Consider the following 18,642-nt stretch of genomic DNA (forward strand, 5'->3'; position numbering starts at 1 on the left):
CACCTTTATTTGTCTTTTATACCCGCTTTTCCTCCGAAGTACTATATGGCTTTACACCTGCGCTACACCCGACGTGCTTTGCAGTTTAACTTTCCGGCCCGCACCTCCCGCGGGGCCCTTACTGAGCACATGGCCTGGTATCTGCACCTCTCGGATGAGCACCAGCCCCGCCTGCAGGGAATAGGAGAAGCGGCCCCGCTGGCTGGCCTCAGCCCCGACTTTCGCCCTGATATAGAAGATTATCTGGCAGAGCTGTGCCGCCGGTTTAATGCCGCCGGTTACCAGACGTTTACCCCGGAAGACGTGCCCGCACTGGTAGGGGCGGAATGGCCGGCCGTGCGCTTTGCGCTGGAAACTGCCACCCTGGATTGGCAGCACGGGGGGCGCCGGATTCTTTTTGATACGGCTTTCAGCCGCGGAGAAGCCGGCCTGCCCATCAATGGCCTTATCTGGATGGGAGATGCCGCTTTTATGCGGGAGCAAATCAGCCGCAAGCTCTCCGAAGGGTATTCCTGCCTGAAGCTGAAAATCGGCAGCCTTGATTTTGCCACGGAGCTGGAATTGCTGGCCGAAATCCGCGCGGTAGCCAGCCCCCAAAAGCTTACTCTCCGGGTAGACGCCAACGGCGCTTTTACTTTGGAAAATGCCGCGCAGAGGCTGGAGCAGTTGGCCCGGTTCAGCCTCCACTCCATTGAGCAGCCCGTGCAGCCGGGGCAGCCGGCCCTCATGGCGGCCCTATGCCAGACCTCGCCCGTACCCATTGCTCTGGATGAGGAGCTGATTGGCGTAGCGGATGCTCAGGCGCAGGCCCAGCTGCTGGATGCCCTGCGGCCGGCGTATATTATTCTGAAGCCGACTCTGCTGGGCGGGGTGGCTGCCACCCGCCATTGGGTGAAACTAGCCACCGAGCGGGGCATTGGCTGGTGGCTTACATCGGCCCTAGAGTCAAATATTGGGTTGAATGCCGTGAGCCAGCTTACCGCGACCCTGGGGGTAGGTAGTTTTCCGCAGGGCCTGGGCACGGGTCAGCTGTATCACAACAACGTAGCGAGCCCGCTGCACATTCAGCACGGGTACCTGCATTACGCCGCTGGCGGTGCCTGGGAAACGCCGGACTGAGGCCCATAAAAGGACTGGATTCAGGAGTGCATTTTTCTTATATTACACGATATCTATGTCGCTCTGATGTTTGGCTCTCCACCCACCTATTCTCGTGCTTCTCGCCTGCTGCGGGGTTGGCGCAGCGCGTTGTTGGGTACTCTGTTAGTGCTTTTTACTGTATCAGGTTTCAGCCAGCCGGCTCCGTTTCAATTTACCAAAGCGCGAAAGCACCGGGTAGAAATACCTTTTGACCTGCAGCGCAACCTTATTATCCTCAGCGCAAAGCTCAACGGCAAAGGTCCGTTCAACTTTATGCTGGATACCGGGGTAGGCACTTCGCTCATCACTGATCCGCAGTTGCAGCAGCAGCTACAATTAGCGCAGGGACAGCGGTTTCGGGTGGCAGGCGTAGGTGAAGAAACCGCACTGGAAGCCTTCATGACGGAAAGTGTTCGGGTAGAGCTACCCGGGGTGGTGGCCCCCGCACTGAGCATGCTGGTATTTTCGGATGATGTCTTGGACCTTTCCAGCTATGTGGGCGTGCCTATTCATGGCATTCTGGGCCGAGATATTTTCAGGAGTTTTGTGGTGGAAGTGCAGCCTAGTGACGGCCATTTGGTATTATTTGATCCTGATAAATACAAGCACCCACGAGGCAGCCGCTGGGCTACTTTGCCCCTGGAAATGGAGGGTGACAAGGCATACATTACAACCAACGTCACCCTGCACGATTCACTGACCCTGCCTCTAAAGCTGATTCTGGACACTGGGGCCGGGCATGCACTTTCCTTGGAAACCGGCTCTGACAAACGCCTGACGCTGCCGCCTAAAGTTTTGCGCACCCAGCTGGGCCGGGGACTAAGCGGATATATCAACGGTTATATGGGGCGGATTTCCTCCATGCAGCTAGGGAAATATCATTTGAATAACCTGCTAACGTCTTTTCCTGATGATGCCGATGTGCGTCTGCGTACAGAAACCTTCCGCAACGGCAACATTGGTCTGGAGCTCCTGAAGCGCTTCTCGCTCGTTATCGATTATCCACACAACCGACTGTTGCTAAAGCCCAACTCCCTGTATCATGACCCCTTTGAGCATGATATGTGCGGCCTGGATCTGGTAGCTACCGGTCCTGATTTTCGCTCATTTATTGTGGTAAAAATTCAGCCGGCTTCTCCGGCTGCCGAAGCGGAGCTGCAGCCCGGCGACCAGCTGGTAGCCATTAATCTGTTGCCTGCCAGCTCCTACAGCCTAACCCAGCTCAGTCGTCTGCTTCATTCAGCCGACGGGCGCAGCATACTGTTTGTAGTTCGCCGCCCCGATGGCGAGCTGCATACCGCTATGGTCAGGCTCCGGCGGCAGATATAAGCCGGGTTAGGCGAAAACCCATACCTTACTACCCGTCATTTCCGCCCTATTCTCCCCCAATGCCCTCGGCTACCTCATCTGCGCTGCCCCAGCTGCCGCCCACCATTCTTGCTAATCAGCATATCTATGCTGATTACTTTGATGAAGAGTTTGCCCGGGAGCTGGATGAGAACATTCTGCAATTGCTTGACCGGGTGTGGTTTCGCTCCAGGCTGGTTGGCTTCGAGGACTTTCCGCAGCGCAACAATCCCGACCGGCCCCTGATTTTTGCCTCCAACCACTCCGGCATGGCTTTCCCATGGGATGCCATGGTGGCCCTGGCGCACCTCATGCGCAGCCTCCCCAAGCCGGATGATCTGCCCCGCCCGCTCTCGGCCCCGCTGCTCTCCAAGTCCACGCTCATGAACCCGTTTCTGGTGCAGAACTTTTGGCGCAAGTGCGGCTGCGTAGATGCTACCACGCTCAATTTTGAGACGATGATGTACTACCAGGAGCATAACCTGATGCTGTATCCGGAGGGCGTGCCGGGCATTGGTAAAGGCTTCAACCGCAAGTACCAGTTGCAGCGCCTGGCCACCAGCATGCTGCGCCTGGGCATTCAGCACCGCACCGATATTGTTCCCTTTTACACCATCAACGGCGAATACCTGAACCCCTATGCCTATAGCTGGGATTGGATAAACCGCCTGACCAAAAAAATAGGTATTCCCTTCCTGCCGCTGGGGCCTATCCTGCTGCTGGTGCTGCTGCAGCCCTGGTGTTTCTACATGGCTTTTCCGGCCAATCTCACCTACGTGCTGGGTAAGCGCATTAAACCCTACGAGCTAACATCCAAATCGCACGACGAGCTCACCCGGGACGATTATCTGGACCTGAGCGAGCAGGTACGCCGGCTCATGCAGACGGAGATGGATGCTGCCGTGCAGCAATACGGCCAGCAACCATACCGCTGGAAGGATCTGTGGCAGCGCATGAAGGAAAACCGCCGGTATTTCCCTTTCTTCCTGCCCTTTGCCTGGCCCGCCTTATTCACTGAGTTTGAGCGGCAGTATGTGAAAGAAGGGCGCCGCAATATTCAGCTCAAGCTCACCAGCCCCGGAGCCTGGCTGCGCATGATCTGGCGCAACCCCTTCACCATAAGTTTCTTCATTCCCATTCTGGGCTGGATTCCCATTGCCATTCGTGGCTACCGCGGAAATACCATCAAGCAATAAGCGCAGGAGCAGGCTTACATCGGCCTGCGCTTGTTGTAGTTTTTTTGGTTGATGAAAGAGGAAATTCTTCTTGTAAATCAGTGTTTTAGCTAACACTATTGCGCCTTTTCTGCGTATAACTATCATAGTATCGCCCACCGTTTCCAGCCATGCCTTCTTCCCAACATTTACTGCTGAAGCAGTTTCTCACGGCCGCTACGGGGCCGTTGGCCCGGCAGCGTCCTTCTTTAAGTAAACTGCGGCTGGCGAGCGAATTAGGTGGTCTTTTTCAGTTTCTGCCCTGGAACGTATTTCTCGAAGAAATCTCCATTGAAGGCATGGAAGCCGAATGGCTGCGGCCGCAGGGAGCACCCGCGCATCGGGTTTTGCTGTATCTGCATGGTGGCGGCTACGTGCTTGGCTCGCCCAACACGCACCGCAGCCTGATTGGCGCCCTGGCCCAACGCTGCCAGATGCCGGCCCTTAGCATCAATTACCGCAAAGCACCGGAGTACCCGTTCCCGGCCGCCCTCCAGGATGCCCTGATGGCCTACCGCTGGCTGCTGCAGGAAGGCTTCCAACCCAACAACATCATCGTGGCCGGTGACTCAGCCGGTGGTGGCCTGGCGCTGGCTCTGCTGCTGGCACTGCGCGACGCAGGCGAGGCCCAGCCCGCGGCGGCCATCGGCCTTTCTCCCTGGATGGATCTGGCCTTGCCCGCCGGCACATTGCATCGGTTGGGGCGGGAAGAAACGCAGGTACTGGAGGCCCTTGAAATCCGGAGCTGGGGCGCAATGTACGCGGCCGGCACCGCGCCGGAAAACCCGCTGCTCTCGCCTTCCAAAGCTGCTTTGCATGACTTGCCCCCACTCCTGATTCAGCTCTCTGATTCCGAAGTGCTCTGTGAAGACGGGTTATGCTTTGTGCAGAAAGCCCAGGCCGCGGGCGTAGCCGTTACGCTGCAGCAGTTTGAGGGCCTGGTACACTGGTGGCACCTGTTCTGGCGGTATTTGCCGGAAGGCCGGCAGGCCCTGGACCTGGCCGCGGAATTTGTGCAGGGCATTTGGGTAGCGCAGGCCGAGGCAGCCCGGTTGATAGAAGCGGCCCGCAAAAAGGTAAAAGTATCCGCGGCAACAAGTACTGTGCAGCTTAGAAAATGGGCCTAGCCAATTGCTGATAGGGTTAAACAGAAGAAAAAACATTGAGAAAGTCTGAAAAAAAATCTTTATCCTCATATTCAACTATATAGTGCGCTTTTCGTAGGTTTGTGTTAGGTAGTCGGCTTGCATACTACTTTTTACTGGCGGGCGGGTTGCGTCGCTGTTTTCATCCACATTTTTCTACCTCTACCGTTTATGGAAGATCTGTTTAAGAAGTTCATCAACGCCGGTGTCGGCTTCGTGTCGCTCACCAGTGACCGGGTTCAGAGCACCATCGATATGCTGGTGAAAGAAAGCAAACTGTCGGAGAAGGAGGGGGAGAAGATTATGGAGGAGCTGCGCAAAAACACCGACACCAAGCGCAAGGAGCTGGAAAAGCAGTTCAACAGCATCACCTCCCGCATGATGAAGAGCGTGGGTCTGGCTACCAGCAGCGAAGTGGAAGAGCTGAAGCGCACGGTGAAAGGCGGCTCCAAATCTTCGACTTCCGGCAGCAAATCCGGCGCGGCCGCTAAGCCTGCCGCTAAAGCTGCGGGTGCCAGCAGAACGGCTGGTGCGGCCAAGAGCCCGGCGGCTAAGTCCGGCAGCTCATCGGCCAGCAAAGCGGCTCCCAAAGCCTCAGCCTCTAAAGCGGGCGGTGCAGCCAAATCGGCCCCCAAAAGCGCCCCTAAAGCTTCCGATTCCACCGGTTCTTCGGCTTCCTAGTCGTTTACTGATCAGTATCTGAGAAAAAGCCAGTTCCCCGCGCTGCGAGGACACTGGCTTTTTCCTTTTTAGTGGCATTCAGTCGCTATTTTGCAGTTTCAATTCGCTCACGCCGGCCCCTCGCGCATGTTTAAGAATACCATTTCAAATCTGGGCCGCATTCGGCAGGTAGCGGAGGTGCTGGTGCGCTACGGGTTTGCCGATGTGGTGACCACCACGCCGTTGCGCCGCCTGGTGCCGCAGAAACAGCGCCTGTCCTGGCGTAACTCTGAGCAGGCCGTGTTTGAAACCACGCGCTGGGAGCGTGTCCGGATGATTATTGAGGAGTTGGGCCCCACCTTTATTAAGCTGGCCCAGGCTCTGAGCAACCGCGCCGACCTGCTTCCGCAGGGGCTGATTGATGAGTTTGAAAAGCTGCAGAGCAATGTGCCCCCGTTTGATGTGCGCATTGCCCGCCAGATTATTGAGCAGGAGCTGGGCAAGCCGGTAGAAGAGCTGTTCAGCGAGTTTGATGAGGTCACGCTGGGCTCGGCCAGCATTGGGCAGGTGCACCGCGCCCGCCTGTACACCGGCGAGGAGGTGGTGGTGAAAGTGCAGCGCCCCAACGTGCAGGAAAAAGTGCGCACCGACCTGAGCCTGCTCCACGAGCTGGTGCGCCTTACCGGTGGCTTCCTGCGCAAGCATGGCCTCTCCAACCCCCAGGACATTGTGGATGCTTTTGAGCGGAGCATGATGAAGGAGATGGACTACACCTCCGAGGCCCGCAGCATGGACCAGTTCCGCAAGCTCTACGCCGACTACGAGACGTTCTACATTCCCAAGCCCTTCCGGGAGCTAAGCACCTCCCGCGTGCTGGTGATTGAATACGTAAGCGGCTGCAAAATCACGGATAAAGCCCAGCTGAAAGCCTGGAATCTCAACCCTGAGAAGGTAGCCGAAACCGGCATGGATATCTACCTCACCCAGATATTCGAGTTTGGCCGCTTCCACGCCGACCCGCACCCCGGCAACGTGCTGGTGCGCCCCGATGGCACCCTGGTGCTCATCGACTTTGGGATGGTGGGCAAGCTCACCAAGCAGCAGAAATATGCCTTTGCGGGCGTGTTTATCAGCATGGCTCAGCAGGATCCGCGCGCCATGGCCCTGAACTTTCGCCGCCTGTCCATCACCAGCGACATTCCCGACATGCGCGCCTTCGAGGCGGACCTCAACGACCTGATTGAGGACTTCGCCACGCTGGATGTGAAGGAGATGAGCATGAGTGACCTGGCCGATTGTCTGCAGGGCATTATCTACAAGTATAAGCTGCAGGTGCCGGGCGCGGTGTTTCTGATTCTGCGGGCTTTGGTGATTCTGGAAGGCATTGGCAAAGTGCTGCATCCGTCCTTCAACACCTTTGAGTTTGTGCGGCCCTACGGGGCGCGCATCATGGCCGAACAGTATTCGCCGGAAAACATCCTCAGCGAAGCCCAGTACACCGGCACCCAACTGCTGGCGCTCATCCAAACCCTGCCGGCTGACTTGCGCCAGATTGTGCGCAAAATCTCCCGCGGCGACCTGCGCGTACGGGTAGAACTCAGCGGCTACCAACTACTCCTGCGAAAAGCCGACCAGCTGGTATCCCGCACCATCATTGCCCTGATTGCGGTGGCGTTTCTACTGTTTTCCGGGCTAAGCCTGTTGGGGCATTACTCCCCGGAAATGCGCTACGTGAATGGGATTCCGGTGCTCACGTGGTGGAGCCTAGGCATTACCGGTTTTCTGTTCTTGGTGCTGCTGATTTTGGGGACGAAGCAGGAGAGAAAGAGAGAGTAAACCCACCTATTGCAGAGTCCAATAATAGGCTAACTGAATACCTGGAAGACCAAAATCGGGTATATAGTGCCGATACACAGCATTTAATCGTACCTCTCGTCGGGGTGACAGAGGTATGCTTACACCTGCATAGGCGTCCAGGTGAAATCTTAATTCTCCTGGGTTATTGGAAGTTGAAACAACTTTAAACGAAGCTGTGCTCCCAAGCGCCCTTTGTTCCGTTTCTACCTCTCCCAATGAAATTAAATCAATACCTGTACCACCGCCCACAATTAAATTAGGACGGCGGGCAGGCCAAATTTGCTTTCCAATGAGAAGAGTTGCTGAAAGAAACTGTAATCGTGCACGTAACCTTTCTTCTATATCTATACTAGTTCCTCCATTGCTTATAACCTGATAAGGAGGCGTAGACTCGAAAAGGGCGCTGTAATCTAATTTAACTATGGTTTGAAGGCCACTAGCCCGAAAAGCCAGCCACTCCACACCGAATTGTCCACCCCATCCGGAAGGTTTTTGGCCATAAAAGCCTTCTTCCCCAAGTGGAACCCGAAGAGCATTAGTGCTGACTCCTATTGCTTGTTTCCATGCCGATTTATTTGACTGATACTGTGGTTTCCAATCTGGCTCTATGCACTGGTTATACTGGGTCAATACTTTTTGCATGTTAGCCTCTGAGAAGGATAGCGCCAATATTTCGGAGCTGGTGTGCTGAAGCGTGGGGCAAGCGCGGAGGTATTTATTTAGCACTACATGCCAGTTCGTAGCAGTCAGTTCATAAAGGGTATCAGTGGCCGCAGGGAGTAACAGCATACCAAAGTCGTTTGCAAATGAATAGAGGCTAGCGGGCCCAATTTGCTGTGGCAGCACAAAGCAAGAGACAATAGACCCAGACCCCATTCTCACCCTTCTGCTAAAAATGGGAACATTTCCCTCTAGTCCATACCCAAGAACCTGATCTGCTTCCAGGATCTTAGGTTGATTTTCAGAGGATGTGTATAAGTAGAGACGCTGGCCGCTTTTCTCCGCCACATCACCACGTATTGTGTCTCCCTGCATGGTAATAATATAGCCTGGTAATCCCTGTCCATAAGCAGATAGGCTACAAAATAAGGTTAATATGAAGCCGTAAAATCGAATCATATAGTGGGAAGAGAAAGTAGAGTAAAATGAATTCAAACAAAGGATATGAGACAAGCATAAAAAAAAGACCGGGCCAATGACCCGGTCTTTCGTCATGATGCAAAGAAATCCTATTTCAACTGCATATCCTCAATGATAGCCGCTATTTTCTCATCGGCTAATTTCTCCGCCAGCTTGAAATCCACTACTGATTTCAGGGGTTGCTTCACGCTGAAGTAGAACTTGATTTTGGGCTCGGTGCCGGAAGGGCGGGCCGAGATTTTGCTGCCGTCTTCCAGAATAAACTGGAGCACGTTGGAGCTTTCCAGACCGGTGGTGGTTTCTTGGTCGGTTTGCAGGTTGCGGATGATACCGGTTTTGTAGTCGCGCAACTCTACTACCTGCAGGCCGGCAATGGTGCGGGGGGGGTGGCGCGCAGGTCGCGCATCATTTCCTGAATATCCTCGGCACCGCGCTGGCCTTTTTTGGTCAGGGAAATGAGGTTTTCCTTGTAGAAGCCGTAGGTGGCGTACATCTGCATCATTTCCTGATACAGGGTGTGGCCATTGTCTTTGGCCACGGCGGCCATTTCGGCCAGCAGGGCGCAGGCGGAAATGGCATCTTTGTCGCGCACAAAGTCACCTATCATGTAGCCGTAGCTTTCCTCGCCGCCGCCGATGTAGTTGGCCTCGCCCTCCAGGTCACGAATGATGCCGGCAATGTACTTGAAGCCGGTCAGCGTCTGGTAGGCTTTCACGTCGTAGGCCCGGGCCACGTCGCCCAGCACGTCGCTGGTTACAATGGTGTAGACGATGAAATCCTTATCCGTCATTTTGCCGGCCTTATGGCGGGCCGAGAGCAGGTAGTGGGTGAGCAGGGCGGCCGTCTGGTTGCCGTTTACCAATACCCATTCACCGTCGGTGTTTTTTACGCCAATGCCCACACGGTCCGCGTCGGGGTCGGTGGCCAGCACCAGATCCGCATCAATGGCTTTTGCCTGGTCGAGGGCCATTTGCATGGCTACTTTTTCCTCGGGGTTGGGGGAGAGCACCGTGGGGAAGTTGCCATCCGGCGTGGCCTGGGCATCTACAATGTGCACGTTGGTAAAGCCCAACTGTGCCAGCGCCTTGGGAACCATGGTTATGCCCGTGCCGTGCAGCGGCGTGTACACAATTTTTAAATCGTGCTGGCGCTGAATAGCCTCGGGGTTGATGCTGAGCTCTTTTACCTTGGCCAAGTAGGCGGCATCCAGCTCGGCGCCAATTATATGAATGCGCGACTCTACGGGCTTGAAATGCACCTCGTCCACGCTCTGAATGGCGTTTACTTCGTTGATAATGTTGGCATCGTGCGGGGCTACCACCTGCGCGCCATCATTCCAGTACACTTTGTAGCCGTTGTACTCCTTGGGGTTGTGCGAGGCGGTAATTACGCAGCCGCTCTGGCAGCCCAGGTGCCGGATGGCGAAGGAAAGCTCGGGCGTGGGCCGCAGATCCTCAAACAGATACACTGTAATATCATTGGCGGAAAAAATGCCGGCCGCAATGCGCGCAAACTCGCGGCTGTTGTTGCGCGAGTCGTGGGCCAGCGCCACCTTAATATCCTGGCCGCGAAACGATTTCAGCAGGTAGTTGCACAGGCCCTGTGTGGCCATGCCCAGCGTGTAGCGGTTCATGCGGTTGGAGCCCGCGCCCATAATACCGCGCAGGCCGCCGGTGCCAAACTCCAGGTCCCGGTAAAATGCATCGTTCAGCGCCTCTTCCTGGTCAGTATCAAGAAGCTGCTGGATGTTGGCTTTGGTTTCGGCATCGTAGCTGCCGTTTAGCCACGTGTTTATTTTCTGCTGAACGCTGGGTGTTAAGGCCATAAATAGGGGAGAATAGGAGAGAGTCAGGGAAGAGGGTAAACATCAGAAAAAATCTGTCATCCTGAGCCCCGCGAAGAACCTTATTACGTCAGAACGATACTGGTTGTGACAACTCGTTTCGACGTGACAAGGTCCTTCGCGGGGCTCAGGATGACAGACGTGTTTTTTAGCTCTGGTGTTACAGGTTGCCGCGCAGCGCCTGCTCGCGCTCAATGGCTTCAAACAGTGCCTTGAAGTTGCCTTTGCCGAAGCTCTTGGCGCCTTTGCGCTGAATGATTTCATAGAATACAGTGGGGCGGTCTTCTACGGGTTTGGTGAAGATCTGCAGCAGGTAGCCTTCTTCGTCGCGGTCTACCAGCAGATTCAGCTCCTTCACCGATTCCATGTCTTCGTCGATGTGGCCGATGCGGTCCAGCAGGTCGTCGTAGTACGTGGCGGGCACCGAGAGGAACTCCACGCCGCGGCGGCGCAGCTCGCTCACGGTGTGGCGAATATCATTAGTGGCAATAGCAATGTGCTGCACGCCGGCCGAGTGGTAGTAATCGAGGTACTCCTCAATCTGCGACTTTCTCTTGCCTTCGGCTGGCTCGTTGATGGGGAACTTCACGTAGCCGTTGCCATTGCTGACCACCTTCGACATCAGGGCCGAATACTCCGTGCTGATGTCATCATCATCGAAGGTAATCAGCAGCTTAAAGCCCATTACGTCCTCGTAGAATTTCACCCACTGGTTCATCTCGCCCCAGCCCACATTGCCTACGCAATGGTCAATATGGAGCAGGCCGACGGGGGCACCCTGCGGTACCAGGCTTTTCTTAGCCACGAAGCCGGGCAGGAAAGGCCCGCTGTACTTGCTGCGCTCCACAAAAGTGTGAATGGTTTCGCCGTAGGTGTAAATGCCGGCGAGGGTTACTTCACCAAACTCATCGGAAATGGAGTAGGGCTCGAAGGCAGGCTTGGCGCCGCGCTTGGTGGTTTCCTCGAATGATTTGCGGGCGTCATCCACCCACAGGGCCATTACCTTCACGCCGTCGCCGTGCTGGCGCACATGGTTGGTAATGTCGGAATCGGGCAGCAGGGAAGTGGTGAGGACGATGCGGATTTTGCCCTGCTGCAGCACGTAGCTGGCACGGTCGCGCAGGCCGGTTTCGGGGCCGGCGTAGGCCACCAACTCATAGCCGAAAGCGGCCTGGTAGTAGTAGGCCGATTGCTTGGCGTTGCCCACGTAGAATTCTACGTGGTCGGTACCGTTGAGGGGGAGGAAATCGTGGGCGGGGTGGGCCTGCACTTCCGGCGAGGTCATGGTTTGCATGGCAGAAACGGCTAGAGTGGGTTCGGGTGGAGATAATGCAGTTGTGTGGGGTAAAAATACACGTTTGTGGTAAAACGTTCCGCAGAAAGGTACGGGCCCCACCAAAGGCCGGCGCTTTTGGCCCGGGTTGTGCGGCAGAATTCCCGAATCCTACGCACCTTTGCAGTAAACCCAACTATGTCTGTGGCTATGAACAAAGAGGACCTCAACCGCGCCCTTATTACCCTGATCGAGAAGAAGCAGGCGCTGCACAAGCTCTCCTACGACAACCCGCGCTACGATGATATTGAGGAAGAGCTGCACGACCTCGAAGACGACTTCAACGACGAATACGGCCCTTACCTGGAGGAAGTACTGGAGAAAGTGCACGAGAAGCTGTGCCCCGATACCGACGTGCTGCTGCCCACCGCCTACCTGCCCAACGACATTGGCGGCGACACCGACTACCTACCTTCGCATAAAGAAGGCGTTTGGGTTGACTCAGATGAATTCCCCGGCAAGGAAGCCCGCCTGGTGCTGGTGCCCAACCCCACGCGCATCATCCTGTCAGTAGGCAAGAAAGTACGCAAAGAAGTCTGGACGGCATAAACCCATGCTCTACCGCATAGCGGAATCTTCTGACTGGCAGCAGGCCCGGGAAACCGGCTTTTTCGCCAGCTTTGATCTGGAGGCCGAAGGCTTTATTCACGCCTCCGAGCGCCACCAGATTCTGGAAACCGCACGCCGCTATTACCTGGGGCGCGAAGACTTGGTTCTGCTGGAAATTGAAGAGGCTGCCCTGGCCGCCGCTGGCATTCTGGTAGAGCGGGAGTGGGCCGAAAGCCGCCAGGAATATTTCCCGCACATTTTTGCGCCAGTGCCTGTAGAAGGCATTCTTCGGACGTGGCCTTTTGAAGCTACCGCCGCGGGTGAACTCCAGCTTCCTGAGGAGTTAGAGCTTATCTGATTTTTAAGAATAGAACACAAAAAGGCCGCTGCATATGCAGCGGCCTTTTTGTGTTTGTTAAGATAAGCGAGGGTTATAGCAGATCAGCCAGTTCCAGCCACCGCTCGCCTTTGGCGTCCAGCTCCGCATCGGTGCGCTTGAGCTGGGCCGCCCAGTCGGCCAGTTCCTGGTGCGAGCCGGCGCCGGAGTTCAGCTTTTCGATGAACTGCTGCTTTTGAGTTTCCAGCTGCGCGAGCTCCTTTTCCAGGTTATCGTACTCCTTTTTCTCGGTGAAAGAAGCTTTACGCTTGGCAGGAGCCGCTTCAACGGGAGCAGCCACGGACACGGGCTTAGGCGCCGGGGCGGCCACTGCTTTCTGCGCCTTTTGGGCTTCGCTGGCTGCGGTATCGGCCTCCTTTTCTGCCAGCCACTCGCGGTAGTCGGTGTAGTTGCCGGGGAAGTTCAGGACGGCTCCGCCGGGCTCCAGCACAAACAGGTGCTCGGCCAGGTGGTCGAGGAAGTACCGGTCGTGGCTCACGATGAGCAGACAGCCGGTGAAGTGCAGTAGGAAGTCTTCCAGAATGTTGAGCGTGGCCAGGTCCAGGTCGTTGGTTGGCTCGTCAAGAATCAGGAAGTTGGGGTTTTTGATGAGCACCCGCAGCAGCTGCAAACGGCGCTTTTCGCCCCCGCTCAGCTTGTTGACCAGCGTATACTGCTGGGCCGGCGGAAACAGGAACAGGTTCAGGAACTGACTGGCCGTGAGCACGTCGCCGTTGGCCAGCTCCACCACTTCGGCCACTTCCTTTACAATGTCAATCACGCGCTGCTCGGGGTCGAACTCCAGCTCTGTTTGGGTGTAGTAGCCAAACACGGTGGTCTGGCCCACATCAATGGTGCCGGAATCGGGCTGCAGCTTGCCCGTGAGCATGTTCAGCAGCGTGGATTTGCCGGCGCCGTTGGGGCCTACCAGCCCAATGCGGTCCTTCTTTTTGAACACGTAGCTGAAGTCATCCAGCACCACATTACCCCCAAACTGCTTGTTCAGGTGGCTGGCTTCAATGATTTTGCCGCCCTGGCGGGTGGTTTTTACGCTTAGCTCAATCTGCTGCTTGCTCAGGTTGGTGCTGGCCTTCTCCTTGGTTACGTAGAAGGCATCGATGCGGGCTTTTTGCTTGGTACCACGGGCCTGGGGCATGCGGCGCATCCAGTCCAGCTCCTTTTTGAACAGCTGCCGGGCCTTTTCTACTTCCACGGATTCGCGCATTTCGCGGTCAGCCTTCTTCTCCACAAAGTAGGCGTAGTTGCCCTGGTAGCGGTACATGTTGCCTTTGTCCAGCTCCACAATTTCGTTTGCCACTTTGTCTAGGAAGTAGCGGTCGTGGGTCACCATCAGCAGGGTGAGGGTGGGGGAGGACAGGCGGTTTTCCAGCCACTCAATGGTGGCCAGGTCCAGATGGTTGGTAGGTTCGTCCAGCAGCAGCACATCGGGCTCCTCAATCAGCACGCGGGCCAAGGCTACGCGCTTGCGCTGCCCGCCGGAAAGCTGGCTCACGTTGCGCGTCAGCAGCTCGCCCAGAATGCCCAGGCGGGCCAGGATTTGCTGCACCTGCGCTTCGTAGTCCCAGGCGTTGAGGGAATCCATGCGCTCCAGCACGCGCTGCAGGTCGTCGGATTTGTGGTTGGGGTCGTTTACGACGTGCTCGTACTCCTGAATGGCCTTGAGCGTATCGTTCTGGCTGGCGAAGATGGTTTCTTCCACCGTCAGGGATTCATCAAACACGGGCTGCTGGCCCAGGTACGTAACCCGGATGCCCTTGCGGGTGCTGACCAGGCCGGTGTCAGGCGTTTCCAGGCCCGCCAGAATGCGCAGCAACGTGGTTTTGCCGGTGCCATTGATGCCCACGAAGGCCACCCGCTGGCCCTGTTGCAAGCCAAAGTTTAAGTCTTTAAACAGCCACCGGTCGGTGTAATTTTTGGAGAGATTCTCAGCAGAAAGCAAATTCATACCACAAAGGTACGAGAGGTGAAATTGTGAAGTGGTGTAATGGTGCGTTTTACCCTTTAAACCCTGCCAGTATCACCAGCCGAGTACCCCTCTCACTACCTCAGCTTTCAGATCACCTGCACCCGGTCCATATTCAGCTCGTCCCGCAGAATCTCCAGCCCCTTATAGGCCAGGGGGCGGCCGGTGTTGGTGGTCAGCTCGCCCCCGTCGCGGTGCAGGTAAGCCACATCGAGTACTAGCTGTGTGTATTTCCGCTCGCCCAGCTCAATGGCAATGGGGCGCCCAAGATGGGAATCGAAGGCGGCCAGGGCGCGGTCAATTTCTTCCAGGATGGTACTCATGGACAGTATTTTCGAATGGAATGGTGGGCTAAGATAGTATTTTGCTAAAAATATCAGCATCCGGCGGTGCGTTTCCGCGGATGCCGGCCACTGAAAAGCGCTACCTTGCGGCCCTATGGCATCATCTGCTCCCGACCTCAGCGCCTGTCCCATCGGGCTTTTTGATAGTGGCATTGGCGGCCTGACCGTGGCCCGCGCCGTTAGCCGCGTGCTCCCGCATGAGCGCCTCGTTTACTTCGGCGACACGGCCCACCTGCCGTACGGCGACAAAAGTACGGCCGCCATTCAGGCCTACTCCGTGAAAATCTGCGACTTACTGCTCAAGCAGCATTGCAAGGTGATTCTTATTGCCTGCAACTCAGCCTCGGCGGCGGCTTATGAGTTGGTGCGGGAATATGTGGGTAGCAAGGCGCGGGTGCTGAATGTAATAGACCCCATTGTGGCCCATGTAGGAGCTACTTACGCCAACCGCACGGTGGGCCTCATTGGTACCAAGCAAACCGTGAACAGCAACGTCTACCGCAAAAAGATAGACGACCTGGATGTGAACGTAGACCTGCACTCCCTGGCCACGCCGCTGCTGGTTCCCATGATTGAGGAAGGCTTCTTCAACAATACCATTTCTGATAACATCATCCGCACGTACCTCACCAACCCCGTGCTGGAAAACATTGAGGCCTTGGTGCTGGCCTGCACCCACTATCCGCTGATTAAGGAGCAGATAGCCGATTTTTACCAGGGGAAAGCAGATGTGCTGGATGCTTCTGATGTGGTAGCAGAGCACGTGCGGCACTACCTCAAGGAAAACCATCTGGCCGCCAAGGCCGGAGGGCCGGCGCCGGTACATCATTTCTATGTGTCGGACTTTACCAGCTCATTTGAGCAGAGCACCCGCATCTTCTTTGGGCAGGAAGTTCAGCTGGAGCACTATCCATTGTGGGAGTAGCGCCATAAAAGAGCCAAAGCACCCATAGGCAACCATATGTCTATGAGTGCTTCTTGCGTTTGCTGTGTAGATATGATTTAAATAATATTCTATTGAATAGAATGCATGCAAGGCTTTAGTGTATTGGATTAATATAATAATACCAAAATAATTTTGCATTATTAGTTTAAATAACTAGGTTTAGGGGCTGGATAAGCTACTGGAAATAGCCAGTGGGGCCAGTTACAGCTATTGAGTTTATTGCTTTTGTCCTTTGAAAGGCAGAAGGATTATCCCTTAGTATTCTCTACTCCTATGGCTAAATCCACCACTAAAGCTACCAAGCCGGTTCTCCCACCTCTGTGGTGGCGCCCCTGGACCATGGCCCTGAGCAGCCTGGCCGGACTGATGTACCTGCAGCACCCGGCGCAGGCCCAGGAAAAAGTGCCCGCTACGCCTAAAGAAGCCCCGGCAACCAGGCAGGAATTGCCTTTGCCCGCCGATAGTACCCATGCCAAACGAATGGCCGGCCTGGAAGTAGGCAGCATGGTGGTAGACCAAACCATCAGCAAAGTTGGCCACGACTTCTACGACGTGTTCTATGCCCAATGGGAAGCCCCGGCGGGTGCCAATGATTTTATGATTGTAATCCGCGAAAAGCCTTCCCGGGGCCTGGGCGCCATGATATCGGTGCAGATTAATGATACCGACCTCCTGGAGATGCCCATTCAGCCCAAGTTCGACCAGATAGAAGCCAGCGCCTTTAGTGCCGTAGCAGTGGCGCAGGAATATCTGGTCAATCAGCTGGTGACGCAAAGCCAGCTGGAAGAGCACGCCGACCAGGTGGGCAACGGTATTTACTAAAGGAATTGTTTCTGACGCTATTGCTTCCCCCTATGAAAAACTTCTTTACATGGCGTCTTTGGCTGGTTGGCTCGTTGCTATTTCTGGGTAGTCAACAGCTGGTGCAGGCCCAGGACCTAATTTATGAGCCCAAGAACCCTGCTTTTGGGGGCGGCAATACTTTCAACTATTCCTGGCTGCTGAGCTCGGCCCAGTCGCAGAACAAGCTGGAAGACCAGGACCAGCGGAAAGGGTTTGAGCGCGACCCGCTGAAGGACTTTGAGGAGAATCTGAACCAGCAGATTCTTAGTAACCTGGCGCGCAAGCTGGTAGCCTCCCAGTTCGGCGAGTCGGAGCTGCAGGAAGGCACTTACATCATTGGGGTATATGAAATTGTGGTTGCCCCCAGCTCTGATGGGGTTTCAGTGCAGGTAACCGACACCGGCACCGGCGACCAAACCACGGTGGTGATTCCCTTCTATTAAACCCTGGCCTTCTCCTTCTATTCTATGACTTATCTAATGCGGTGGCTGCGCACTGGCCTAATGGTCGGGGTGGGCTTGCTGGCCAGCTGTGCGCCTTATTTTCACCAACCCTTTGCCTCTACCCCGGCCCGGCTGGGGGCTGAGCTGCGTGCCAACAGTGATTTTAAATCTCTGCCGGCGGCCCAGCAGCGGGTGGTGGTGGCCGTGTATAAGTTTCGGGATCAGACCGGGCAGTATAAACCCTCAGCCAACGGCTCCAGCTTTTCTACAGCCCTAACCCAGGGCGCTACTTCTATTCTGTTGCGGGCACTGGAAGAGTCGCAGTGGTTTGATCCTATTGAGCGGGAAAACCTGGGCAACCTGCTCAACGAGCGGAAAATCATTCGCTCCAGCCGGGCCGAATACTCCGACCAGGGTGGCGGCAAACAGCAGCAGCCGCTGCTGCCGCCCCTGCTGTTTGCGGGCGTGCTGCTGGAAGGCGGTATTATTTCCTATGATGCCAACGTCATTACGGGGGGAGCCGGCCTGCGCTACTTTGGCGCCGGTGCCTCCGGGCAGTACCGCCAGGACCGCGTAACGGTATACCTGCGCGCCATATCTACCAGCAATGGTAAGATTCTGAAAACGGTGTACACCACCAAGACCATTCTCTCGCAGCAGGTAGATGCCAGCTTGTTCCGGTTTGTCAAGTTTAAGCGCCTGCTGGAAACCGAAACCGGCTTTACCTACAATGAGCCCACCGAAATGGCCGTGAAAGATGCCATTGAGAAATCAGTCCAGTCTCTGATTCTGGAAGGCATCCATGAGGGGCTCTGGAGCACGCGCAACCCCCAAGACCAGAACGGCCCGGCTCTGCAGGCGTACCTGAATGAGAAAAAAGAAAACCTGAACATCGACTTCCTGGACCGCACCTTATCTGACCGGCGCGGCCACCTGGGCGCGGGGCTGCTGGTGGGTGGGCAGCGCTATGCCGGCGACTATAAAGGGGCTCTTACCCGCCCCGGCGCCGAAGTAACCCTGCGCTACACGGGACCCCTGGATAATAAGTTCTCCGTAGCCGTGAACATCGGCCAAAGCCAGCTGGCTGCGTCTGACTATTACAAGCAAACCCTGTACTACGCCGAGCTATGTGGCTTATACCGCTTACTCCCGCGCGACAAGTACACGCCTTATCTGCTGGCCGGCGCTGGGTTTATTGTGAAAGATGCTCTGGAGCGCCGGACGATAAGTAAAGGATCCAACTACCTGCCGCATCTGGTAGCCGGCGTGGGCATGGAATATATGCTCACAAACAGGGTAGGCCTGAGCGCCGTGCTGAACTCGCACTATGTACTATCTGATAATCTGGATGATACCAAACAGGGAAAGTATAATGACTATTACTGGGGCGCTCTGGGAGGAGTCACCTTCTACATTGGAGGAACCTTAAATCGGGTTAAAAGCCAAGCAACACCGAAGAAGTAAAATAAACCTATAAT

The 18,642-nt window shown here is 55.7% G+C and carries 16 protein-coding genes and 1 pseudogene; 12 read left to right on the top strand and 5 right to left on the bottom strand.

Going from position 1 to position 18,642, the window contains the following annotated elements; genetic code table 11:
• Window positions 1-45: 45 nt before the first annotated feature.
• The 6 genes from AM218_RS04220 to AM218_RS04245 all read left to right on the top strand — a co-directional run bounded on the left by AM218_RS04220 (window position 46) and on the right by AM218_RS04245 (window position 7,342).
• On the top strand, window positions 46-1,119 hold the full coding sequence (locus AM218_RS04220) for an o-succinylbenzoate synthase (protein WP_054412136.1): 1,074 nt from the start codon (window positions 46-48) through the stop codon (window positions 1,117-1,119).
• Between the two features lie 147 nt (window positions 1,120-1,266).
• A complete protein-coding gene (locus AM218_RS04225; protein WP_197274015.1) occupies window positions 1,267-2,469 on the top strand; it encodes an aspartyl protease family protein in 1,203 nt (400 codons plus the stop codon).
• A 59-nt stretch (window positions 2,470-2,528) separates the two neighbouring features.
• Window positions 2,529-3,683, top strand: coding sequence for a lysophospholipid acyltransferase family protein (locus tag AM218_RS04230; protein WP_054412141.1), 1,155 nt, complete (start codon window positions 2,529-2,531; stop codon window positions 3,681-3,683).
• 149 nt (window positions 3,684-3,832) lie between these two features.
• Entirely contained in the window at window positions 3,833-4,828 is a 996-nt protein-coding gene (locus tag AM218_RS04235) for an alpha/beta hydrolase (RefSeq protein ID WP_054412142.1), read from the top strand.
• A 189-nt stretch (window positions 4,829-5,017) separates the two neighbouring features.
• Complete coding sequence (locus AM218_RS04240; RefSeq protein ID WP_054412144.1) at window positions 5,018-5,527, top strand: phasin family protein; 510 nt, start codon at window positions 5,018-5,020, stop codon at window positions 5,525-5,527.
• A 90-nt stretch (window positions 5,528-5,617) separates the two neighbouring features.
• Window positions 5,618-7,342 carry an ABC1 kinase family protein gene (locus tag AM218_RS04245; RefSeq protein ID WP_231717543.1) on the top strand — a complete coding sequence of 575 codons (1,725 nt, stop codon included), beginning with the start codon at window positions 5,618-5,620 and terminating at the stop codon, window positions 7,340-7,342.
• Window positions 7,343-7,348: 6 nt separating this feature from the next.
• Here AM218_RS04245 and AM218_RS16690 read toward each other — a convergent pair whose 3' ends face one another.
• The 3 genes and pseudogenes from AM218_RS16690 to hppD form a co-directional block, all read right to left on the bottom strand.
• Complete coding sequence (locus AM218_RS16690; RefSeq protein ID WP_157547517.1) at window positions 7,349-8,482, bottom strand: hypothetical protein; 1,134 nt, start codon at window positions 8,480-8,482, stop codon at window positions 7,349-7,351.
• A gap of 110 nt (window positions 8,483-8,592) precedes the next feature.
• Window positions 8,593-10,328: pseudogene (locus AM218_RS04250) on the bottom strand (phospho-sugar mutase).
• 178 nt (window positions 10,329-10,506) lie between these two features.
• Window positions 10,507-11,640 (bottom strand): 4-hydroxyphenylpyruvate dioxygenase, encoded by a 1,134-nt coding sequence (gene hppD / locus AM218_RS04255; RefSeq protein WP_082318059.1) that lies wholly within the window; start codon window positions 11,638-11,640, stop codon window positions 10,507-10,509.
• Window positions 11,641-11,829: 189 nt separating this feature from the next.
• Between hppD and AM218_RS04260 the strand changes: the two genes are divergently transcribed.
• The gene (locus tag AM218_RS04260) at window positions 11,830-12,228 is read left to right on the top strand and encodes a hypothetical protein (RefSeq protein ID WP_054415280.1); all 399 of its coding nucleotides are present in this window, start codon (window positions 11,830-11,832) and stop codon (window positions 12,226-12,228) included.
• A gap of 4 nt (window positions 12,229-12,232) precedes the next feature.
• On the top strand, window positions 12,233-12,586 hold the full coding sequence (locus AM218_RS04265; RefSeq protein ID WP_054412147.1) for a DUF952 domain-containing protein: 354 nt from the start codon (window positions 12,233-12,235) through the stop codon (window positions 12,584-12,586).
• Between the two features lie 73 nt (window positions 12,587-12,659).
• Here AM218_RS04265 and AM218_RS04270 read toward each other — a convergent pair whose 3' ends face one another.
• Together AM218_RS04270 and AM218_RS04275 are read right to left on the bottom strand one after the other, a co-directional pair.
• Window positions 12,660-14,570 (bottom strand): ABC-F family ATP-binding cassette domain-containing protein, encoded by a 1,911-nt coding sequence (locus tag AM218_RS04270; RefSeq protein WP_054412149.1) that lies wholly within the window; start codon window positions 14,568-14,570, stop codon window positions 12,660-12,662.
• A 107-nt stretch (window positions 14,571-14,677) separates the two neighbouring features.
• Window positions 14,678-14,911, bottom strand: a complete 234-nt coding sequence (locus AM218_RS04275) for a hypothetical protein (protein WP_054412150.1) — start codon at window positions 14,909-14,911, stop codon at window positions 14,678-14,680.
• Between the two features lie 115 nt (window positions 14,912-15,026).
• On the opposite strand from AM218_RS04275, the gene murI reads away from it, so the two are divergent.
• The 4 genes from murI to AM218_RS04295 all read left to right on the top strand — a co-directional run bounded on the left by murI (window position 15,027) and on the right by AM218_RS04295 (window position 18,628).
• Entirely contained in the window at window positions 15,027-15,857 is an 831-nt protein-coding gene (gene murI / locus AM218_RS04280; protein WP_054412152.1) for a glutamate racemase, read from the top strand.
• 294 nt (window positions 15,858-16,151) lie between these two features.
• A complete protein-coding gene (locus AM218_RS04285) occupies window positions 16,152-16,700 on the top strand; it encodes a CsgE family curli-type amyloid fiber assembly protein (RefSeq protein ID WP_054412153.1) in 549 nt (182 codons plus the stop codon).
• Window positions 16,701-16,732: 32 nt separating this feature from the next.
• Window positions 16,733-17,164, top strand: a complete 432-nt coding sequence (locus AM218_RS04290; protein ID WP_054412155.1) for a curli production assembly/transport component CsgF — start codon at window positions 16,733-16,735, stop codon at window positions 17,162-17,164.
• 24 nt (window positions 17,165-17,188) lie between these two features.
• Complete coding sequence (locus AM218_RS04295; RefSeq protein ID WP_157547518.1) at window positions 17,189-18,628, top strand: CsgG/HfaB family protein; 1,440 nt, start codon at window positions 17,189-17,191, stop codon at window positions 18,626-18,628.
• The last annotated feature ends 14 nt before the right edge of the window (window positions 18,629-18,642 follow it).

It is taken from the genome of Hymenobacter sp. DG25A, assembly GCF_001280305.1.
Classification (GTDB): domain Bacteria; phylum Bacteroidota; class Bacteroidia; order Cytophagales; family Hymenobacteraceae; genus Hymenobacter.